The following is a 15,834-nucleotide window of genomic DNA, read 5'->3' as shown; positions in this document are numbered from 1 at the left end:
CTCAACAATCTACGGGATTTATACCGTTCATTTGCCCTATTCTCGCTGCACGCCCCCAATCTGCGGGATTTATACCGTTCATTTGCCCAATTCCCGCTCCATCTCCGCAATCTACGGGATTTATACCGTTTATTTGCTCACTTCTCGCTCCACGCCTCCAATCTACGGGATTTATACCGTTCATTTGCCCAATTCCCGCTGTAGGCCCACAATCTACGGGATTTATACCGTTCATTTGCTCACTTCTCGCTCCACGCCCACAATCTACGGGATTTATACCGTTCATTTGCTCACTTCCCGCTGTACGCCCACAATCTACGGGATTTATACCGTTTATTTGCTCACTTCTCGCTCCACGCCCACAATCTACGGGATTTATACCGTTTATTTGCCCAATTCCCGCTGTACGCCTCCAATCTACGGGATTTATACCGTTCATTTGCCCAATTCCCGCTCCACGCCCCCAATCTACGGGATTTATACCGTACATTTGCCCAATTCCCGCTGTACGCCCACAATCTACGGGATTTATACCGTTCATTTGCCCACTTCTCGCTCCATCTCCGCAATCTACGGGATTTATACCGTTTATTTGCCCACTTCTCGCTCCATCTCCGCAATCTACGGGATTTTTACCGCACACTTGCTCGATTCCCACTCCACGCCCCCAATCTACGGGATTTATACCGTTCATTTGCCCAATTCCCGCTCCACGCCTCCAATCTATGGGATTTATACCGTTCATTTGCTCACTTCTCGCTCCACGCCCACAATCTACGGGATTTATACCGTTCATTTGCCCAATTCCCGCTCCATCTCCGCAATCTACGGGATTTATACCGTTCATTCACCACAGCTGAATATCGTTAAGTGAATGTACATATTCATAGCGACAAACCCTCCCACTCACCTGGGAAACTATCGGCTTAAACTTACCTTTCTCACAAAGTGACCTCATACATTTCCTAACTGTACGCAGATCAATGCCAAGCTCCCTCACCAAATCAACAGGCCGAATGTCCCCGTTCGAACGCACCGCAATTTGCAAAATATCACGCTCCAGTCGACTAAACGCCTCCTTCTCTTCTGTCCTCAAAGCGAGGTACGGCATCAGTAATGATCTCAACAAAAAAATTGTATTCTCAGGATTCGCTTCCAGATCATCATATGGTATCGCCACTACCCGATAACCCGCGATTTGTAGATAAGTCTCTCGATTCAATTCCTGCCGATAACGTGTCCGATCTGTGTTTTGCACATGTGGGCCGTAACCTTTTACCTCAAAAGCAAACTTAACCTGCCCAGGCTTCCACGCAAAATCAACAAAATAAGGCCATCCCCGCCAATCCAACACTTCATATTCAGGATGGAGATCATCAAAATGACCCATCATCGGCCACCAAACCTTCTCCGCAAACATTCGCTCACCATGCCCATGTCCCCGCTCCAATCTCCCCCGTCTTTCTCCCGTTCTTCGACTAATATGATCTTCCACCCACTTACGATGTTCTTCCGTAAATCCCATAACGTTCCCCTCCTCCTTGGCATAAAAAAATCCCGCACCCAATTATGGATGCGGGACGTGCTTCGTCCTATTACTCAAAAGTATAGTATTCGCCTTCTTATACTGTCAATGACACTCTACATTCAACGTTAGCATCGAGCTAAATATACTTGCCTATTAAAAAATCACATTGGTTAGAGTATGTTGCATTAAAGTAATTTCAGCTACAGTTAGATCACTACAGTGAGTTCAGCTAGAATTGGATCACTACAGTGAGTTCAGCTAAATTTAGCTACAGTTAGATCACTACAGTTCAGTTAGTATTAGCTCAGCAAGAACAATCTCGGTTAAGTAAACTACTTTTGAGTTAGACGACTAGACTTAGCTCAATATAGTATGTTTTGTATAGTAAGTTCAGTTAAAGTAATCTCGGTTTGACTAAGTTTAGCTAGAATAATGTTATTCGCCCTCCCTTCTGAAATTACCCAAAATCGTTTCCCATTCTCTACTATTCACTGGCTATCGACCTGTGATTTTTCTATTTAATTGTATTTCATGCAACTATTTAACCCTTATCCCCCTAAAAGTCCATTTAGTTGTACTTTCTACAACTAAAAAAGGAGATATAAGGTAGTTACGCGTAAATGATCAAATTTAGATGTACAAAGTGCAGTTAATTGTTACTTTTTCTAAAACTACTGAAGTTTAGCTGCACAAAATGCAATTAAAACTGAGTTCGAGTGAGGCTGGCTGGATTGCGTCTTAGTTACATCACTTAGCGCCCTAGCTACAACATCGACTTGGCTACATTGATTTAGCGATCTAGCCACAACATCGCGACTTAGCAACATTGACTTAGCGGCCTAGCCACAACATCGCGACTTAGCAACATTAATGTAGCAACCTAGCCACAATATCACAACTTAGCACCATTAATATAGCGGCTCAACTAGAGTGACATATTGCTCCTCTTCACTGCTCTCCCTCACCTAGCAAATGTGCATGCCGAGCGCCTCGCCCATAGGCATCATAAGAGATCATTCCATCGACACCCTGACTTCGACACCCTAGCTTCAATCCGAGACGGGAAATCAATGATCATAAATCCATTATCCTTCACAACAACCTTTCACAGAAATGTCGGAGAGCGTTCTTTTGTTCCCTAACAAATCACCGTTTACCGCATATAACTTACGAAATCCCTGCTTATAAAGAATTCGCGCAGCTTTATTTCTATTGTAGTAGCTTCCTGCAAGAATTAAGACCGAATCGCCTGGAGATAGACAGTGCTGCCAGACATAAGGTAACCGCCCAAGCGATATATTTATCGAACCACGGATACTGTCCTTCTGGTAATCAACGGCATCCCTGACATCGAGCATTTTCAAAGCCAGTGATTGATCTGCTAATTCGCGAACCTCACGGACTTCTATATAAGAAAGTGAACGAACAGGCCATGCATAACGTAAAAACCTCAAAATACTAAAGACAATTATGATACTCAGTAGGATCCGTACCATCATGCTCATGCCATTACTCTCGTACCAAAAAAACATCCGTCCAAGCGCCTAATCCACCCGTCATGTTCACAACGTTATACCCCTTTTCACTCAGCAGCTCACAAGCCAGTCCACTACGGCCACCACTTAAGCACATCACAATTATCTCGCCATGAGAATCCAGTTCATCTGTGCGCATCAATAGCTGTCCAAGCGGAATATGTTTAGCACCCATTACATGTCCCTCCACCCATTCGGCTGGTTCGCGTATATCCAACATGGTAGGAGTCTCGCCATTCTTCAAGCGTTCCGCAACTTGCTGTGGGGTAATTTCCTTTGAAATTTTAAAAGACATCGAGCATCTCTCCTTCACCTTTATAAAAATAACTTGATTTCCATATCACTATATCATAATATTACGATATAAGGATATTGTAAAGCGAGGTGTTCGTTACCATGGACAAAAATTTTAAAGCTTATAACCAAACCGCCGAAACCTTAAAAGCTATAGCTCATCCCGTGCGCTTGTGCATCATCAAAGGACTTCTGGAAAAGGGCAGCTGCAACGTGAGCTTCATGCAGGACTGTCTCGACCTCCCCCAATCTACGGTTTCCCAGCATTTGCAGAAGCTTAGATCACTAGGCATCGTTGAAACCGAACGTAATGGGCTGGAAATTAACTATTCTGTTAAAGACGAAAAAATCAAACATCTGATTCAGTTATTTTTAGGGGAGGAATAAGTCATCATGAGTAAAAAAGTATTGATTGTTGGTGGAGTTGCAGGAGGCGCATCAGCAGCAGCCCGACTTCGGAGATTAGATGAAGATGTGCATATTGTAATGTTTGAGCGTGATCCGTACATTTCTTTTGCCAATTGCGGACTTCCTTATTATATCGGGGGTTCCATTCAGGACCGCTCCAAGCTGCTAGTGCAGACACCGGAGGCGATGCATAAACGTTTTAACATCGATGTTCGGATTCAAAGTGAAGTAGTGTCTATCGACCCCGTGAACAAAAAAGTGCGAGTAGAAAGTATAGAAAAAGGCTCCTATGAAGAGAGTTATGATGCGCTTATTTTATCGCCAGGTGCTAAACCGATTCGTCCGAATCTGCCTGTTATCGAGAGTTCCAAAATACACATGTTGCGTAACATTCCCGACACTGACAAAGTCAAAGCTAAAGTCGCTGCAGAAGGCACACGTTCGGCCGTGGTGATCGGTGGTGGATTTATCGGTGTGGAAATGGCTGAGAACCTTAGAGAAGCTGGTCTGGAAGTTTCCTTAATTGAAGCAGGACCACAAATATTAGCTCCGTTCGATACTGAAATGTCTTCTATTTTGGCAAAAGAACTTGACGAGCATGGCGTTAATCTTATTTTTTCCGATATGGTCCAAGGGTTTGCTGAGGTGGGAGAACAAATACAGGTGCAATTAGCAAGTGGCACTGTACTGCAAAGTGATATGGTTCTGCTGGCTATCGGCGTTTCTCCGGATACCTCTTTCCTGAAGGACAGTGGCTTAGAATTCGGTCCCCGTGGCCATATTGTAGTCAATGAGCGGATGGAGACAAATCTGGATCAAGTGTACGCTGTAGGTGACGCGGTTGAGGTGGTTGATTTCGTAAACGGAACAAAAACTGCCATTCCACTAGCTGGTCCTGCCAATAAGCAAGGGCGCATTGCTGCGGACAACGTCAGTGGTCTCGGCACAACTTACAAAGGATCACAAGGGACTTCTATTATTAAGGTTTTTGGAGTCACAGGTGCTTCTACCGGAAATAACGAAAAAACACTACAACGTTTGGGTCTGCCGTATCACGTGATTTATATACATCCAAGCTCACACGCAACCTATTATCCGGGGGCAACTCCGATATCTATGAAGCTGATTTTTGATCCAAAAGGTACGGTGCTAGGAGCACAAGCTGTGGGTTACAGCGGTGTAGATAAACGTATCGACGATATCGCTACAGTTATTCGTTTTAGAGGTACGGTCACTGATTTGACGGAGTTGGAGCTATCTTATGCCCCTCCTTATTCTTCCGCAAAAGATCCGGTGAACATGGCCGGCTTTGCCGCTGAAAATATTTTGCAAGGTTTGACTACGGTATTCGTCCCTAAGGATTTAGAGGGTCGTGACAAAAACAACACCATTTTAGTTGACGTACGTTCGGAAATCGAACATGCCAACGGTCATATTGAAGGGTCCATTAATATCCCTGTGGATGATCTGCGTGGTCGGCTAAACGAGCTTGACCCTAGTAAAGAAATTTGGGTGTATTGCCAAGTTGGACTCAGAGGCTACACCGCTTCCCGGATTTTGCAGCAAAAAGGTTACCGTGTGAAAAATCTGACTGGGGGGTATAAAACCTATCAGATGAGCCAATTTACGCCTAAAAAAAAAGATAACTTGACGCCAAACGTTGATACAGCCGTAGCCAGTAAAGAAATCGCAGCAACGGGAGCAATGACGGAGCCTGAGACTGGGACTGGGACTGGGACAGAGACTGGGACTGGCACAGTTACACCAACCGTCAATGCTACAGCTTTCACTGCTAACTCCAGCACAATAGGTGCCCCTTCATCCAAAATAGAAACGGAACTAGCACCTGATTCCGTGCTTGATGCCTGCGGACTGTGCTGCCCAGGGCCGCTGATCCAAGTTAAAATGAGCATGGACCCGCTCTTGGACGGCCAAGTCCTGAAGGTAACTGCTTCCGATCCCGGATTTTATGAGGATATCAAGGCTTGGGCTCGTATGTCCAACCATACGCTTTTGCAGCTAACAAAGCTGCCTACTGGTATGATCGAAGCTTATCTGCGCAAAGGAGTTATCGAGGCTTCAGCATCAGCACCAACCGGAGCAGGCGAACAAGTAATTCAAACTAGCAACGCAAGCACAATGGTTGTTTTTAGCGGGGATTTGGATAAAGCGATCGCTTCCTTCATCATTGCCAACGGAGCAGCATCCAGCGGCAAAAAAGTCACGATGTTCTTTACCTTCTGGGGCCTCAATATTATCCGCAAGGATGAGAAGGTGCATGTGAACAAGAACTTCATCGGTAAAATGTTCGGTGCCATGATGCCACGCGGCAGCCGGAAGCTGACGCTTTCAAATATGAACATGATGGGCATGGGCTCGAAGATGATCCGCTCTCTAATGAAGAGCAAAAATATCTCTTCCTTGGAAGAATTGATTCAGATGGCTATCGACCAAGGTGTGGAAATCGTCGCCTGCCAAATGTCCATGGATCTTATGGGCATCACTCGTGAAGAACTGATTGACGGTGTCGGAATCGGCGGCGTTGGTTATTACCTCGGCCAAGCCGATCAGTCGGGTCATAATCTATTTATCTAAATACCTTAACATAGCAAAGAGACTCCTCTATTTAAATAGAAGAGTCTCTTTTTTATATAAAAATGAACTCACGAGAATCGGTGATATAGATTTGAATAACCAAAATGCAGAAATTGGCTGGATCTGGATACAGAATCTAAAACCTGCTATCCTATTTAATAGGCATTCATCCGAATAACGACCTATTTTAGGTGGAAAAAGGAGATTAAATGAATAACCCGATACATATTCTTGTTGCTGAGGACGACAGCGACATCAACCGATTGCTGTGCAACATTATTAAGAAAAGCGGCTACATTCCCCAACCCGCTTACTCGGGAACGGAGGCACTTCTCTATCTGGAGCAACGTCAATGGAGCATGCTGCTACTGGATCTGATGCTGCCTGGCATGTCGGGAGAGGAACTACTTGAGAGGATTGCCGGGCGGGACGATATGTCGGTAATTATCATTTCCGCCAAGGGTGAGCCCCAGACCAAGGTGTCTGCCCTACGGGCGGGGGCGGATGATTTCATTACAAAACCCTTCGATGTTGAAGAAGTCTCTGCACGGATCGATTCTCATCTACGTTTGTATTCGCGGATTGCGCAATCGGCTTTGCCTAACGTGCTCCAGCATCAGGGCCTTGTACTTCATCGAGATGCGATGTCGGTTACGGCAAATGGTGCGGAACTGACGCTCACAGCTCTAGAGTTTGAGATTCTCTCGTTACTTTTGTCGGCCCCAAAAAAGGTGTTTACGAAAGCGAATTTGTATGAAAGAGTCTGGCACGAGCCATATTTTGGGGACGACAATACGGTCAATGTCCACATGAGCAATTTGCGCAGCAAGCTAACCAAGGCCGCACCAGGAAGCGAATTTATCGAGACGGTATGGGGCATAGGTTATCGGCTCAAGCCTTAAGACATTCTTAAGATTTGGCTTTAGCTCTTCTTATGTTTTCAATTCTATACTTGGTCTATCACGAAAAGGAGGCCAAGACGAGATGTACGAGTATGTATTAAAAACAAATCAACTATCCAAAAAGTTCAAGGGCCATACGGCGCTGGACAAAGTCAATTTGTCAATCCGTAAAGGCTCTATTTATGGTTTTATTGGGCAAAACGGAGCTGGAAAATCAACATTAATCCGGATTGTGACCGGACTTGCTTTTCCGACTCAGGGGACGATCGAGCTGTTCGGAGCCAGTGAAGAGCAGGCCTTGATCCAGGCTCGTAAGCGAATCGGCTCGATTATCGAGAGCCCCGCTTTGTTCCCCCATATGACTGCAAGCGAAAATTTAGAAGCAAACCGGATTCTACGCGGTATTCCCGGCAAAGATTGCGTTCCTAGAATGCTAGAACAAGTTGGACTGCAGGGCGCCGGCAAGAAGAAAGCCAAAAATTTCTCACTTGGAATGAAGCAGCGGTTAGGTCTTGCCATCGCCTTGCTGGGAGATCCAGAATTTCTGATTCTGGACGAGCCGACCAATGGGTTGGATCCGATGGGTGTCGTCGAAATGCGCGAACTGCTCAAGCGACTAAACCGTGAGCTTGGCATTACGATAATGATCTCAAGTCATATTCTAAGTGAGCTGCATTTAATGGCAAGTCATTATGGCATTATTCATCGCGGTCAGTTGCTTGAACAACTCACTGCGGAGGAATTAAACGAGAAATGTCAGCAGTATTTGTTTATCAAAGTGGATGATCCCGGCAAGGCAACAGCCGTCATTCAGAACGAGCTGGGTACGGCCGATTTCGAAGTGATGCAGGATGGAACCATCAAGTTGTATAGCCGCATTGAGCAGCCAGGCAAAGTATCAACAGCGTTATTCTCTGCCGGCCTCGAGATCGAGAAGTTTATGCCTATGGGTGAAGACTTGGAAAGTTATTTTACGAAGCGAATTGGGGGGAATCCAAATGTATAATCTGATCAGAGTTGAGTTTTTCAAGCTCCGTAAGAATAGATCATTTTGGACTTTTCTATTGGCACTTTCCGTCCTCTCACTTGCTTACCCATTGCTATATTATTTTGATCATCGGTCCAATGGGGAACCTCAGATCACCGGTGCTGAATTTCTGACTACCTTTATTTCAAGCAATGCCTACATTATTAAATTCGGCGTAGCCATTCTGGCTGGATTCTTTATCTCTAACGAATATTCCACAGGGGTCATGAAGACGATCGCATCTTCGGGCAACACCAGAGGCCGGCTGTTCGCGGCAAAACTAATCGTATTCGCAGTTGGGGCCATGGCGATTTCGCTCGTCTTTCCTATTGTCAGCACAGTCGAAGTCACGCTGCTTTCGGGCTTCGGTCATCTGCCGGAAGGAAGCACTACACTTTTTATACCGCGAGCCCTCGGGCTAACCCTGTTGTACACAGCTGGTTACGCAGCCATCGGGGCGCTGTTCACCGTAATCCTAACCGACAGCGGCAAAACTATCGGCTTCTCAATGATTTTCTTCCTTATGATTGATACGGTTTTGGCTAGTATAGGTTCAAAGATCTCTTTCTTTAGTAATTTGTATGATTATTCCATCTTCAAACTGGTGAGCGATATCGGTAAGCCCAGTATCGACAGTGGAGATTGGCCAGCGCTTTTACTTGTACCGTTGTTGACAATAGCCGTTTCCGGGGTACTCGGTATTCTCGTATTCCACCGAAAAGAAATCAAATAACAAATAGGAGGTGCAGGAGAGTGTTGCTTATTCTGACAATCATATTGTTTGCGGCAGGAGCTCTCCTGCTTTTCCGTTTGTTGATGCTAAGGCGAGAGCTAGGGCGGATAACAGGGCAATTGCATACCTACAATGAGCGAGCAACCGGTAAAAAAATTGATGTGGCTCTATTCGACCAGAAGCTTGAGGCGCTTGCGGGACAAATCAATCGTCAATCTGATTTAATCGTCGAAGCGGATGCCCAGCGAAAACGTGTCGAACAAGAATTCCGTCAGGCTGTTGCGAATATTTCACATGATATCCGTACACCCCTCACCTCCATCTTCGGTTATATTCAACTGTTGGAGGATGAGTCTATTACCCCTGATGAAAAGCTTGAATATGTTGCCATCGTTAAAAATCGGACGAAACGGCTGCAGGCGCTGCTGAATGATTTTTTTGAGCTTTCCTTGATCGAATCGCTAGATTATCCTCTACATACCGAAAAGCTTGGGATGACGGCCCTGCTCTCGGAAATTCTGGTCGGATTTTACGATTCCTTCAACGAACGCAATATTACACCGGATATACGGCTACCTGAGGAAAATGTACCCGTATACGCCGATGAATCCGCTGTGCGGAGAGTTGTCGAGAATTTACTTGTCAATACGGTCAAACACGCGACCGGGTATGTGGAAATCCGTTTCGAACGACGGCAGGAAACAGCTGATTTAACGATAGTAAACGATGCGAAGGAACTAGCCGGAAGCGACGTTAACCTCTTATTTGACCGATTCTATACCGCAGACCGTACCCGATCTTCTCAAGCCTCCGGGCTGGGTCTCTCCATCGCCAAAAGTCTGATGAATAAAATGGGTGGCACGCTGACAGCCGAACTGGAGGATGATCAGCTGATAATGACCTGCCGTTGGAAACTAGGTGATGCCGGCATTAGCTTGGCTACTTAATTCATTTTATATTTGGTCTAGACTAACCATTGTTCTAACCCGTTTATGGAATGTAGCCCATTCCCGATAGCCAATGGCCTGCAGGTTTTTCCGGACTTCTTCGAACTGATCTCCCACCCGTTCGGGTTCATGTGCATCTGATCCAATCGTGACCTTCACACCATGAAACAGAGCTCTTTCTAGAAAAGCCGTATCTGGGACACAGTTATCGTCAGAAGTATTAATTTCGAGAACTACGTCACTTGCTGCAACGGTTTGCAGGGTGAAATCCAGCGCTTCTGTCCACAAGCCGGAATAACCGGGAAAATACCGCTTTAAAGCATCCACATGGCCTAGTATGTCGTATAAGCCACTTTTAGCCGATTGAGAGACATAATCATAATACAGATTTTTGGTCGCAAGTTTCCCCGCCTGATCCAATCCGTCCCAGTATTCTCCATCGTAAATGCTGATTCCGCCGAAATTATGAATCGAACCAATCACATAATCAAAGGGATAACTGGCGATGACACTACGATATATATCCAGGGAATCAGGCAAAAAGTCCGCTTCAATCCCCAGCATTACATCAATCTGTCCCGCAAATTCTTTTTTTAAAGCTAGAACCTCATCCACGTATGCAGGAAATTCACTCTTCGCCATAGCTCCTCCGGGCCAGGGCAGGTCTTCCTCCAGCGCAAATGCAGGAGTATGATCTGAGATTCCAATAACCTGTAATCCCTTTTCAATGGCTGCAATTACATAATCTCTTACTGTTCCTGTTGCGTGCCCGCAACGATTATGATGTGTATGATAATCAAACTTCATAAGTTCCCTCCAGGTAATAAACTTTTTTATGATTCGCGTTAACCTTTCGATCCAGAAATAACAATTCCTTGAATAAATACTTTTTGAGCAAAAAAGAACAATAACAGCAACGGAAAGACGGTTACCACAGATGCTGCCATCAACAGATTCCATGGTGTTTGTCCATATGCGGCTGTGAAATTTGCTAATCCTAGTGAAAGAGGATATTGACTGCTTTCACTTAAATAAATAAGTGGACCAAATAAATCATTCCAACGGGACATGATTTCTAGAACAGCCGATGTAGCGAGTGCCGGTGCCGACAAGGGCAGGAGAATTCTCCAATACATGACCAGATGTCCTCCACCATCTATCTTAACTGCCTCATCCATTTCCCTAGAGATCCCAAGATAGAATTGGCGTAGCAAAAAGATAACAAATGCACTGCCTGTAAATGCCGGAACGATAAGCGGCAAATAAGAATTTGTCCAATGAATTTGATTAAATAACAAATATTGAGGAATCAAAGTCACTTGTGACGGGATCATCATTGTGCTGAGTACAAGCACAAACAGAAGCATATTTCCACGGGCACGAAGACGAGCGAACGCAAACGCAGCCATAGAGGAGGCAAGCACAGTCCCAAATACTGAGATACATGTGTAGCCTACCGAATTCAATAAATATCGCCCCATTGGAGCATCTATGAAAATTTGCTTATAATTACTCCATTGAATAGAGGATGGCAGCCATATCATCGGGACTTTATGAATGTCGCCCATGGTTTTTAGCGAGGTGACCAACATCCAGAATAACGGGAATGCGAAAAGAATAACGCCGCCATAAAGGATTAGATATAACAGTATCTTCTGAATGGGCTTCAGCTTGCCGTGTAAAAAACTTCGCTGTCTCATGATGTGAATCCCTCCTATCTTTTAGAGTCATATTCATAGTGGACAAACCGCTTCGAACTCCACATGAATACAAGAGTCAGTGTAAAAAGGATGATAAATAGAATCCAGGCCTGAGCAGAGGCATAACCCATCCGAAATTGTTTAAAGGCTGTATCAAACAAGTAGTATACATAGAAATATGAACTCCAGTCCGGTCCGCCTTTCGTAATGACGTAGGATTCAGTAAATACTTGCAGGGAAACGATCATTGCAATAATCGTATTGAACAAAACCACCGGCGAAATGAGCGGAAGTGTAATTTTGTAGAACTTTTTCCACACACCTGCTCCTTCAATTGACGCCGCTTCATATAGATCACTCGGAAGAGATTGCAAGGAAGCTAGGAATATCACCATGGTTGAACCTGACGCCGTTAACTGCATCAGAACCATAGATGGGACGACCGTCGCCGGGCTCGTGAACCAGCCTGGACCTTCCACACCAAACCAGTCATAGAGTAAGGAATTGACTACCCCGAAGGTCGGGTTAAGCAGCCAAGACCACAGGAAAGACACAGCCACCCCGGAAATAACACTTGGCGCATAATACAGCGTACGAAGTAATGACTGTCCTCGAACCTTCTGATTCAGCAGCAGGGCAATCACCAACGAAGATACAATGGTAAAGGGTACGGACAATAAGGAATAATAGATGGTGACAGATAACGATTTGTAGAACAGCCTATCCTGAAATAACAGCCTGAAATTATCAAACCCTATAAATTCAGGAGACGAAATTACATTGTATTCGGAGAAACTTAACATCAGCGACACGATGATCGGTCCGCCAGTAAACAATATGAAACCGATAAACCACGGCATAATAAACATCCAGAAGGCGCGTTCCTCCCGCTTACTCTCAGTTGCCATTCGCTTCATGAATCATCCTCCTTACGCGGCCGGCTAGTCTGCGATTAGCGGCCGCTTATCCTTCCAGTTCTAGTTAATCCAGTTTGAGTGAACGGAGGTTCTGATTCACTTCCTTCAGTCCATCTTTCAAATCTTTACTTCCATTCCATACAGAAGACATGGTCTGGTTCATGGTTTCTAGAATCGTATTGAACTTTACGATCAGATGATTTTCAGCTTCACGTCCATACTTAATAGCACCCTCATGGACTTGTTTGAATTCCGCTTTATCCATCCCAATCTGCGAGGATATTTTTTCGTACCACAGTTCAAACAAGCTGCTGTCCGCTGGCGTTCTACCGACATCATTCATATAGCGATAGGCGCCTCCATCGGTTTTGGGATCGGCCAGATATCTGACAAATTCCCAGGCTTCATCCGGATGTTTACTTAAGTTTGAGATGCTCCATGGGTCCACAAAAAGTGTCACTTTGCGGCCATCATGGTAGGGAACAGCTGCGACACCCCAGCGAAAGTCCGCTTTTTCATAAGAACCCAATCCCCAACCTCCATTAATGTACATGGCAACTTTCCCCGTCATGAACACATCTCCAAGCTGAGCCGCGGCAGACACAGTCTGTTGGTCCGGTGCAACCTTATACTTGTTAATTAAATCGAGGTTAAATTGTAACGCTTCAATATTTTTGTCATTAAGTAGATCCGGCTCCCCCATAACCCCTGAGGTATACGCTTCTGGCTTAAAAAAATCACCGCCAAATGACCAAGCCATAGCATTCGGACTAAGGCCGCTTGCAAATCCGAATACCTGCTTGCGTACATTACCTACATCATGAGAAAGCTTTTGAGCAATTTCTAACATTTTATCGTAGTTCCATGAAGTGTCATCCCAGTCCGTTGTTGGATAAGGAATACCCTGCTGATCGAATAAATCCTTATTGTAAAACAGATACGTCGCATTGCTGACAAGCGGAATTCCGAAAAATTTATCATCAATTTTATATACATCCAGCAAATCCTTATCCATCGTATCCAGCTCTGGAGCCCCTTTTTCAATGTAAGGCGTTAAGTCCTTCAGGGCACCCATCTTCATATAAGTAGCAAAACCGCTGTCCGCCTGGTTCGGATTCCACACATCAGGAGCGTTGCCGCTTGAGATCATAGTGGTCAACTTCTGATCGAACTGATCATACGGAATATTCTCAAGATGAACTTTAATATTAGGATGAGTGGCTTCGAACGAAGCGATCGTCTCGTCTTGCCAAGCTTTTTTATCCGGATCTGCAGCCATCACCCAATTAATCTCTACTGTCTCTCCCTTATTACTCTGCACACCTGAAGGGTCGATAGTAGATTCCTTATCACCAGATCCGGCACATGCCGACAATGACATTCCGAGAACTGCAACGGGTAGAAATGTAGAAAGAAGGTTCTTTTTTAAGAATTGAGATTTCATTTTTATGTCCCACCTTTTTTCATTTTTCGTTTAAAATCGTTCAAAGTATCTCTAATTTCAGCATAAGTTTACATATAGATTACACAATTCGATAATTTAGATAACATTCTAATTTTCTCTTCACCCCCCTCTTTGCTAAACCATTCGGAACAACTTCATCATAGCGTCTAAAAATATGATTTTCAGCACATATATTCACTAAATATATTGTTTTTCTGCATATATTCTTGTTAATATAGTTGACATACAACTGAATTGGGAGGGATAGCAAATGGAAACCAATTTTTATGAAGTACAAAAATTCGACATCAGTCGAGAGAAAAAAAGTCAATCCAGCATGCCTACACGACATTACCATAACGGTTATGAGGTTTTTTACATGGTTTCGGGGGATATTTGCTATTTCATAGAGGATAAGGCTTATCAGGTTGTCGGGGGTTCTCTATTGCTGATTGACATCAATAAAATTCATAAGCTTGTCAATTCGAGTGGGGAGACCTTTGAACGAATAACACTTGTATTTAAACGCGAGTTCCTCGAAGATCTGTTTCCGAACAATAAGACGCTTGATTTGCTGTCCACTTTTACACGAGATTGTCATCTGCTGCGATTTAATGGTTCTGAACAAAACTTTATCGAGAAATTATTCAATAAAATGGTCTCTGAATTTACGAAGCAACCTCCCGGCTATGAATTCTATCTAAAAACACTTATGTTTGAGCTGCTTATTTATATTTATCGCCACCAGGAAGCGATGCCTCCTGCAATCACTGAAGAAATCAGTGTAGTGAACAAAAAAATATTTGAAATTGTTGACTATCTCAACCGTTATTACGACCAACGTCATTCCATACGCGATATTGCCAACAGATTCTATATCAGTCCTTCCTACTTCTGCAAAACTTTTCGTGATAGTACAGGCTTCACCTTTACAGAATATTTGAATAATGTGCGGATAAAAGAAGCTCGTGCCTTGTTAATTAATACTGCCTTTAAAGTAGCCAAGATAGCTGAAAATGTTGGATTTGATAATATGACTCACTTTGGTCGGGTATTTAAGGAAATCACCGGGCTTTCTCCATTAAAATACCGCCAGACTTATAAAATAGAGAGTCCATGATGTATCTACGAAAAAGGAGCAGCTGCAATCATTTTTATTACAATATCCACACCAAAAAGACTCCTCTATTTATATAGAAGAGTCTTTTTTTGTTGCGACAGGCTAACGGATTATGTTTAAAATCTAACTCAGTAAGTTTAGGCTTGCTTCTTCAAGCGATGGTATAAGAAATTTATGATCGATTGGCGATGACATCACGATTAGAATCGTGTAGGTACCGTATTTATCACATTGATTTCCGAACTCCTCTAGGGCTCGTGTAGAGTCGGTTACTACTTTCAATAAGTAGTTGTGTTCCCCACTTATACGGTAACATTCGACGACATCAGGACTTGAGCGGCAGAAATCAAGGAATGCATTACAATCCCTAGAATGAAATAACATGTAGGCAGCAGCATGTTTCCCAATCTTTTCAGGAGAAATTATGGTGCGATATTCGCTGATGATGCCTTTTTCCTCCATACGCCTAACTCTCTCCGTAACCGCAGGTTGCGATAAACCGACACATTTCCCCAGCTCTGTCATAGAAATTCTTGCTTGATTTTGAAGATGGAAAAGAATTTGCTTATCAACATGGTCCATCAAAATCGCCTCCTTTAAATTTAAGGTGTTCTATATTAACTAGCTTGTAATTAACCGTTATAAGGCTAATTTAACTTAGTTGCCTTATGTAATCAAGATAAC

Annotated in this window: 16 protein-coding genes; 7 read left to right on the top strand and 9 right to left on the bottom strand. The window is 44.0% G+C overall.

Features of this window, described 5'->3' with window-relative positions; translation table 11 throughout:
* Position 1 precedes the first annotated feature (1 nt).
* From MKZ16_RS07680 to MKZ16_RS07665, 4 genes are all read right to left on the bottom strand, one after another.
* Positions 2–847 (bottom strand): hypothetical protein, encoded by an 846-nt coding sequence (locus MKZ16_RS07680; RefSeq protein ID WP_256715472.1) that lies wholly within the window; start codon positions 845–847, stop codon positions 2–4.
* Positions 848–1,525, bottom strand: a complete 678-nt coding sequence (locus MKZ16_RS07675; RefSeq protein WP_036675732.1) for a winged helix-turn-helix domain-containing protein — start codon at positions 1,523–1,525, stop codon at positions 848–850. It lies immediately after the preceding gene.
* 1,088 nt (positions 1,526–2,613) lie between these two features.
* Positions 2,614–2,982 (bottom strand): rhodanese-like domain-containing protein, encoded by a 369-nt coding sequence (locus MKZ16_RS07670; protein ID WP_339815537.1) that lies wholly within the window; start codon positions 2,980–2,982, stop codon positions 2,614–2,616.
* A 55-nt stretch (positions 2,983–3,037) separates the two neighbouring features.
* Positions 3,038–3,358 carry a rhodanese-like domain-containing protein gene (locus tag MKZ16_RS07665; RefSeq protein ID WP_076104728.1) on the bottom strand — a complete coding sequence of 107 codons (321 nt, stop codon included), beginning with the start codon at positions 3,356–3,358 and terminating at the stop codon, positions 3,038–3,040.
* A gap of 101 nt (positions 3,359–3,459) precedes the next feature.
* On the opposite strand from MKZ16_RS07665, the gene MKZ16_RS07660 reads away from it, so the two are divergent.
* The 6 genes from MKZ16_RS07660 (at position 3,460) to MKZ16_RS07635 (ending at position 9,969) form a co-directional block, all read left to right on the top strand.
* Positions 3,460–3,744 (top strand): metalloregulator ArsR/SmtB family transcription factor, encoded by a 285-nt coding sequence (locus tag MKZ16_RS07660; RefSeq protein WP_036675735.1) that lies wholly within the window; start codon positions 3,460–3,462, stop codon positions 3,742–3,744.
* A gap of 6 nt (positions 3,745–3,750) precedes the next feature.
* Positions 3,751–6,360 carry a DsrE/DsrF/DrsH-like family protein gene (locus MKZ16_RS07655; RefSeq protein ID WP_076104729.1) on the top strand — a complete coding sequence of 870 codons (2,610 nt, stop codon included), beginning with the start codon at positions 3,751–3,753 and terminating at the stop codon, positions 6,358–6,360.
* Positions 6,361–6,569: 209 nt separating this feature from the next.
* Positions 6,570–7,262, top strand: coding sequence for a response regulator transcription factor (locus tag MKZ16_RS07650; protein ID WP_038569427.1), 693 nt, complete (start codon positions 6,570–6,572; stop codon positions 7,260–7,262).
* Between the two features lie 82 nt (positions 7,263–7,344).
* Complete coding sequence (locus MKZ16_RS07645) at positions 7,345–8,268, top strand: ABC transporter ATP-binding protein (RefSeq protein WP_036675740.1); 924 nt, start codon at positions 7,345–7,347, stop codon at positions 8,266–8,268.
* A complete protein-coding gene (locus MKZ16_RS07640) occupies positions 8,261–9,022 on the top strand; it encodes an ABC transporter permease (protein WP_038569425.1) in 762 nt (253 codons plus the stop codon). The genes MKZ16_RS07645 and MKZ16_RS07640 overlap by 8 nt, the downstream gene beginning before the upstream one ends.
* A gap of 20 nt (positions 9,023–9,042) precedes the next feature.
* Positions 9,043–9,969, top strand: a complete 927-nt coding sequence (locus tag MKZ16_RS07635; protein ID WP_256715473.1) for a HAMP domain-containing sensor histidine kinase — start codon at positions 9,043–9,045, stop codon at positions 9,967–9,969.
* 6 nt (positions 9,970–9,975) lie between these two features.
* On the opposite strand, the gene MKZ16_RS07630 is transcribed toward MKZ16_RS07635, so the two are convergent.
* The 4 genes from MKZ16_RS07630 to MKZ16_RS07615 all read right to left on the bottom strand — a co-directional run bounded on the left by MKZ16_RS07630 (position 9,976) and on the right by MKZ16_RS07615 (position 14,030).
* Positions 9,976–10,776: a histidinol-phosphatase HisJ family protein gene (locus MKZ16_RS07630; RefSeq protein WP_036675745.1), complete on the bottom strand. Its 801-nt coding sequence runs from the start codon at positions 10,774–10,776 to the stop codon at positions 9,976–9,978.
* A 38-nt stretch (positions 10,777–10,814) separates the two neighbouring features.
* A complete protein-coding gene (locus tag MKZ16_RS07625) occupies positions 10,815–11,669 on the bottom strand; it encodes a carbohydrate ABC transporter permease (protein ID WP_036675746.1) in 855 nt (284 codons plus the stop codon).
* 14 nt (positions 11,670–11,683) lie between these two features.
* Positions 11,684–12,586, bottom strand: coding sequence for a sugar ABC transporter permease (locus tag MKZ16_RS07620; protein ID WP_076104730.1), 903 nt, complete (start codon positions 12,584–12,586; stop codon positions 11,684–11,686).
* A gap of 64 nt (positions 12,587–12,650) precedes the next feature.
* The gene (locus tag MKZ16_RS07615) at positions 12,651–14,030 is read right to left on the bottom strand and encodes a sugar ABC transporter substrate-binding protein (RefSeq protein WP_076104731.1); all 1,380 of its coding nucleotides are present in this window, start codon (positions 14,028–14,030) and stop codon (positions 12,651–12,653) included.
* A gap of 271 nt (positions 14,031–14,301) precedes the next feature.
* Between MKZ16_RS07615 and MKZ16_RS07610 the strand changes: the two genes are divergently transcribed.
* Positions 14,302–15,150, top strand: a complete 849-nt coding sequence (locus MKZ16_RS07610; RefSeq protein ID WP_036675751.1) for an AraC family transcriptional regulator — start codon at positions 14,302–14,304, stop codon at positions 15,148–15,150.
* A 123-nt stretch (positions 15,151–15,273) separates the two neighbouring features.
* Here the strand turns inward: MKZ16_RS07610 and MKZ16_RS07605 are convergent, their stop codons facing one another.
* A complete protein-coding gene (locus tag MKZ16_RS07605; protein WP_036675753.1) occupies positions 15,274–15,732 on the bottom strand; it encodes an Lrp/AsnC family transcriptional regulator in 459 nt (152 codons plus the stop codon).
* Between the last annotated feature and the right edge of the window lie 102 nt (positions 15,733–15,834).

Origin of the sequence: Paenibacillus sp. FSL R5-0928, assembly GCF_037970385.1 — a bacterium.
In the GTDB taxonomy this organism is placed as follows: Bacteria; Bacillota; Bacilli; order Paenibacillales; family Paenibacillaceae; genus Paenibacillus_AQ; species Paenibacillus_AQ odorifer.
The sequence above is the reverse complement of the archived record's forward strand: the minus strand, read 5'-3'. Positions and strand labels throughout refer to the sequence as shown.